Origin of the sequence: Arthrobacter sp. SO3, assembly GCF_020532825.1 — a bacterium.
GTDB lineage: Bacteria > Actinomycetota > Actinomycetes > Actinomycetales > Micrococcaceae > Arthrobacter.
Map to the genome: position 1 here is coordinate 1 of NZ_MQTS01000111.1, position 5327 is coordinate 5327.

Consider the following 5327-nt stretch of genomic DNA (forward strand, 5'->3'; position numbering starts at 1 on the left):
TCCCTGAACTCACGGCAGCATAATCAAATAACTGACCTGCACGGTGTCGAGAAAACTCCACCACTCAGCGGGACGTAACCGTGGTTCGATGTGGCTGGATGTCCGGCTCGACGGAATTCCCACTCTTCGTAGCACCACCGAGGTGCTATCGATCGCCCGTCTCCAAACGATAGAACGCTAAGGAGCTGACCTGCCATCGCAAACTCTCAGGATGAGTCCCGACCATTCGCTGTTGCAGGAGACTGGCACGGCGACCTCGGCTGGGCCATCGCTGCCGTCCGCTCTGCGGCGCGGGAAGGGGTCAGCACGATTCTTCACGTCGGCGACTTCGGCTTGGACTGGCCGGGGGCCAAACGAGGACGCTACGAAGCCAGACTGAACAAGTATCTGCTGGAGTTGGGAATGACGCTGATCGTCTCGGGCGGAAATCACGACAATTGGGAGACCTTGGAATCACTACCCGTTGAGTTCGACGGATTGGCGACTTTCCGGTCCAATATTCGCGTACTACCCAGGGGAGGCCGTACACAGATCGAAGGTCTGGTTGTCGGCGCATTGGGCGGGGCATTCAGCGTCGACTATGAGCACCGGACACAGGGTAAGGATTGGTGGAACAATGAGGAGCCCACAAAAGAAGACGCCCGAAGAATCACCACGTGCGGACCGGTTGACGTCCTCATCACTCACGAGGTCCCAGCAGGCATCCCGATGAAGGGCGACCTTGAACTGCCGCCCGAAGTCATCGCGCGTGCAAATCTAACACGAGTGCTTCTCCGCGACGTTGTCGACTTCCTGGCACCTGCACATGTGTTCTGTGGGCACTGGCATCAGCGGAGAATCCACGAATTGGAGCACCCGGACGGACGCATATCGCGAATCGACGTACTCAACAGGGAGTACTCCCGCGAAGGAAACGCAGTACTGGCTTGGGCGGGTGAACCGCCCCTTCGCATTGAGCCGCTCTTTGTTCGCGGGGACTGACTCGGGGTTCCTTGTCCTGAGTGTTCTTCCCATGGAGGTTGTGACCGTGGCCTGAAGTGAAGAGACGAGGGCCTCTGTATCGATGGGTGCACCACACTCAATTGATGCCGCGGGAGCCCTGATGTCTTACTTTACCCATGCCCCACGCGATGGTGACACCGGACGGCGAGACGGCGCCCCAGCTCTCTCAGCGAGTTGGTCCCGAGCCGCCCGGGCCTCGCTCAAACCTCGCCACCGATCTAATGTCTGTCGGCCTTCCCAGCACGTCCTCAGCGTGCGCTTGCTTGGAAGCGGCGAGCTTTTCTTCCACTATGCCTAGGGTGCGCCGCAGATCGGCGACTTGTCGCGAGAGCGTCGTGTTCTCTGCCGAAAGACGTTCATTTTCGACGCGAAGCTTTGTATGCGCCTCAGGGTCAACCGTGTCGTCACGCTCGAGCTGGACGCCGAGCCAACGCTGGCGATCGCGGTCAAATTTCTGCAGACGGTTTTGTTGGTCAGAAATCTGAACGCGCTGCTTCTCCAAGCGGCTCAGAAGTGTGGTTCGGTCCGCTCTAAGCCCGAGGGCGATGTCGGACGACGGGCTTGTTGACTGTCCGTTTTGGCGAGCTTCCTTGACCTGTTTAGCTGCTTGGGTCACTGCCGAGTGCAGGTGAGCGTGGCTGTGAATGAATTCGCGAGACACTTGAGCCCTACGACTCACAGCCGCTATAGAGATTTCACGTTCCTCGTATGTGAGACTTTGAATGGCCTGGAGAACGTTGCGTTGCTTCTGTTCCGACTGCTCTCTACGGTGGCGTTGAAGTCCGTCGATGGTCTTTCTATGCGACATCGCTATCCTCTCTCCTGAAGAATTCGCGAAGGTCGATGGTTCTGCTCGCGCCGGCGCGCTTTCGGACATCAGCCATATCGTCCAGGGCTGTAAGGATCCTTTTCCGTTCGTCCTCCGGGAGTCCTTCTATATAGCCGTCGATGCCGTCAATGATGGACGTATAGTCTTGGATTCTTGCTGCATAGTGGTCGAGGATGTGTTGTGGCGACTGAATGACGCTGGCGCGTTCGAATTTGACTCTTAGATGTAGTCTCTTAGCCGCCATCCCGTCTCGCTCTAAGGGATCGACTAAAAAGAATGGGCATGACTCACACGCGTGTTCGAGCGCGCAGAAGTGGCCATTGGCCGCCACGTTTTGGGGCTCGCTGCAGTGTCCCAAAGAGACTGCAACCTTACCGAAGGCGTCTCGCTCCCGGTCTACGTCGACTATCTCGCCAGTGACGCTCAGGCGTCGGGCCGGGAGGGCATCGACCGCCTTTCTTCGTCGCTTAACCGTTACTTGGTAATATCCCATCGTCGTGTTGAAGCTCATGTGCCCCATAAGCTCCTGAAGTACATCCGGCGGCGTGGTTGGACGGCCAGCTTCGTCAGTGGCGTCCGCGTATCTCTGAGCGAAGGCATGCCGAAACGAATATGGGTCAATCGTCGAGAGATCAAAATGGATGAGATTGCCTTCGGAGCCAACGACGGGGCTATCGTAGGGAGCGTGGACCGTGATCAGCTTGAGGAGCTCCCTTAGGCGGACCGCAAGGTAGTACGGTGTGTGTGTCTTGTCCGCCTTGCTGTAGCGACGCGATGGAAACAACCATTTGGACTTGACTCCTTTGTCTCGTTTGATGGCCTGCCATTCGCGGATCACGTCATGTGTCTCTTGATGAATTGGCAGGCGTTTGCCGTCTGTGTAGGGTGGCTTTCCCTGTGTCCACATAAGATATGGGGCGCCCTGAGCGTCGTACGAGATGCAGTCATCCTCTAGACCTATCGTCTCGCCGGTGCGACGGCCACATCGCTCGTGAATGTAGATGAGGGCTCTGGCCTCCGCGGTTAAGTACGGGTCCCCGCGGTTAATCAGAGAAAGATGGTCCATTACCCAATCGACGATGGGCTGGGGCACGAAACGGAAGGCCTCGTCGTCATTACTCGAGTTTCTTCCCTTAACTCCTGACGGCAAATGCTTCGAACGGTCGATGGCGAACCCCGTAGGAACGTCGCCCCAGATGTCTTCCAGTCGCTTTTCCAGCCTGGCGAAGCGCATTACTTTTTCTATCGCGCTGAAACGGCGGGTCTGCGTCTTTTCGAGTGGCCAGCGTTTCCGGATTTCCTTGACCACTGCGGTCATGTCGGAGGGGCCCAACTCTCTCTTCGACACGCCTCGGGCTGCGAGAACTTCGTCCAGGATCTTCCAAGCAATAGCTACGTCCGGGAGTTCTTTCGGTCCTCTAGGACCGGCCTTGGCCCACGTATCATAAGTCTGAAAAATCCAATCATGCTCGATCACGCGCAAATCGATCTTGAGATTGGGGCCTATCCGCAGGGATGTTTTCCGCAGTTCTAAGTCCCTCAAAAAGATCACTCGTGGATCCCGCGCGTCGACACCCGACCACTCCCGATGTGCCTCGTCGATGATCCGTTGACATTCGTTCAGAAACCCCAGCAAGTTTCTGTCGGTAGTCTTTCGATGCATCGCTATTGCACCCACAAGTGTGGTTTCTCCGCTGCGGCGCAAGTGCTGATAAGTCCCGCGGACATCAAAGGCCGCAAGATGGGCCACACCAGAAAGGTCCCGTCGTTGCACTGCGTACAGATATTCCCATCGGAGGGGTTCCGGCAAGAGTGCGAATGGGGTGGACGCAGACGTTGCGTAGGCGGCGCGTCCTTCCGAGTCCATCAAAGGCTCGACTTCGCGATCCAACCAAAGCTGCAGTGAGTCCTCACTCTGGGGCAGTTGCCCCGGTTTCCGCCAGTTGCTGTAGCTGCGGTGATGCATGGGGCATAGACCACTGATGTGTCTACGGTCTCGCCCGCAGCCAGTGAGACATCCAGCCCCAGAAGAAAACGGTTGAGGACTTCTTTCCGCGATCCAGTCCTGGGGCGAATACGAAGGAAGACGGGACTGTTTCTTATGCAGCCCATAGGTGTTCCTATGCGAATGACAAAGACCCAATTTGGAGTGAGTTCGCTTGCAGTTTGGCACCAGACAGCCTGCCGAGAACGTGCGGTGAAGCCGAGGTTGTTTGGCCCACTGTTCCATGGCACCTGGGTATTCAGCCTTCGCCCATTCCTTCTTGCAGAAGGGACAGAGGTCGCCTCCTTGCAGTAGAGTGTCGCAGCCCTCCCGCAAACATCTTTTGATTGACGTGTGAGGATTGGCCGCGTCCGGGACAAAGAGCAGACGGTCATAATCGAACTCGGATGTCCTCCACGAGGGAAGAATCAGGGCCTGAAGATGGTCGGACCATGGGACGCCCACGGCGTCTGCGACACTGGCAGGAAACCCGGAAGCATTAACCAAGTGACGAACTCTCAAGAGTTCTCTCCCAAGATCACGGTTCGGGTGGCGAGTGACTCCATCGCTGCCTTGCTAGCTTCCTCTTGACCGTGGGTATACACACGGGTCGAGTTGATGCTCGCATGCCCCAAGATTTCTTGTACTACGTCAAGTGGCTGGGCCGTACAGTCGACTCCACGCACGAGGCGAGTCGCAAGCGTGTGCCGAAGAATGTGCGGCCCGCTCAGCGCAAAACCGATCTTGTCGCCACAGCGCCGGGTCAGCTTCTTCACGCCCGAGTAGCTCATCGCCCGGCCCTGGGCATTGCCCGCCGAGTACAAGTTGACAAAGACATGCGCAGATTTGTCGCCGTTTCCCAGGACCGCGTTTCGCTCGAGGAGGTAGTCGATATAGCCCTCGATCAGCCGCTCATTGACAAACAACAAGCGAGGACGGCCTTTGGCTCGGGCCCCGTTTTCAGTTTTGTTGTCACCTCTTACGTGAAAGTGGGGATCGACCTTGTTGCAGTTCAACGTGCGTGAACCGCCCCCGAAATGCAGATCACCGGTAAAAAGCGATAACGCTTCTCCCGCGCGTATGCCTGTGTAATACATCAGGTCAATCAGGAAACGGTCCCGCTTGTGGAGGGGAATGGTCTCTAACCTCTGTCGTGCGGATGCGCTGTCGATCCACTCCGGATGCCTGGGCTTTACTGACGTCGTCGGCCTCAAGTCTTCGGCAATAACACGACGCCTGGCGCCGTGCTCGCCTCCAGCCGGGGTTCCTGGAGCGAAGTACTTGACTTGGGTGATCTTCGCAGCGATGTCAGATTTGAGCAGTCCTCCGCTATCTGCCCATTCGTAGAACGAGCGGAGCGGCGTCATCCACAGCCCAATCGTGGCGTCCGTGCGAACGACGTATTTGCCGTTTGTTTTCCGGGCTGGTGTGTTCAGGGCTCCTGACATGGTCACATATTCGGTGTGATGTCAGTGGCGGTTTTTGATGCCGAACTGCAGTACCAGGCTGGTG

At 57.2% G+C, this 5327-nt stretch carries 4 protein-coding genes; 1 reads left to right on the forward strand and 3 read right to left on the reverse strand.

Annotation, left to right across the window (positions count from 1 at the left end):
- Positions 1-195 precede the first annotated feature (195 nt).
- Entirely contained in the window at positions 196-981 is a 786-nt protein-coding gene (locus BJQ90_RS11525) for a metallophosphoesterase family protein (RefSeq protein ID WP_226760400.1), read from the forward strand.
- A 187-nt stretch (positions 982-1168) separates the two neighbouring features.
- Here the strand turns inward: BJQ90_RS11525 and BJQ90_RS11530 are convergent, their stop codons facing one another.
- The 3 genes from BJQ90_RS11530 to BJQ90_RS11540 all read right to left on the reverse strand — a co-directional run bounded on the left by BJQ90_RS11530 (position 1169) and on the right by BJQ90_RS11540 (position 5263).
- The gene (locus BJQ90_RS11530; protein WP_319004627.1) at positions 1169-1879 is read right to left on the reverse strand and encodes a DUF6262 family protein; all 711 of its coding nucleotides are present in this window, start codon (positions 1877-1879) and stop codon (positions 1169-1171) included.
- A complete protein-coding gene (locus tag BJQ90_RS22735) occupies positions 1800-3581 on the reverse strand; it encodes a tyrosine-type recombinase/integrase (RefSeq protein WP_226760398.1) in 1782 nt (593 codons plus the stop codon). Before BJQ90_RS22735 ends, BJQ90_RS11530 begins: the two co-directional genes overlap by 80 nt.
- Before the next feature lie 752 nt (positions 3582-4333).
- Complete coding sequence (locus BJQ90_RS11540) at positions 4334-5263, reverse strand: tyrosine-type recombinase/integrase (RefSeq protein WP_226760399.1); 930 nt, start codon at positions 5261-5263, stop codon at positions 4334-4336.
- Positions 5264-5327: the final 64 nt, after the last annotated feature.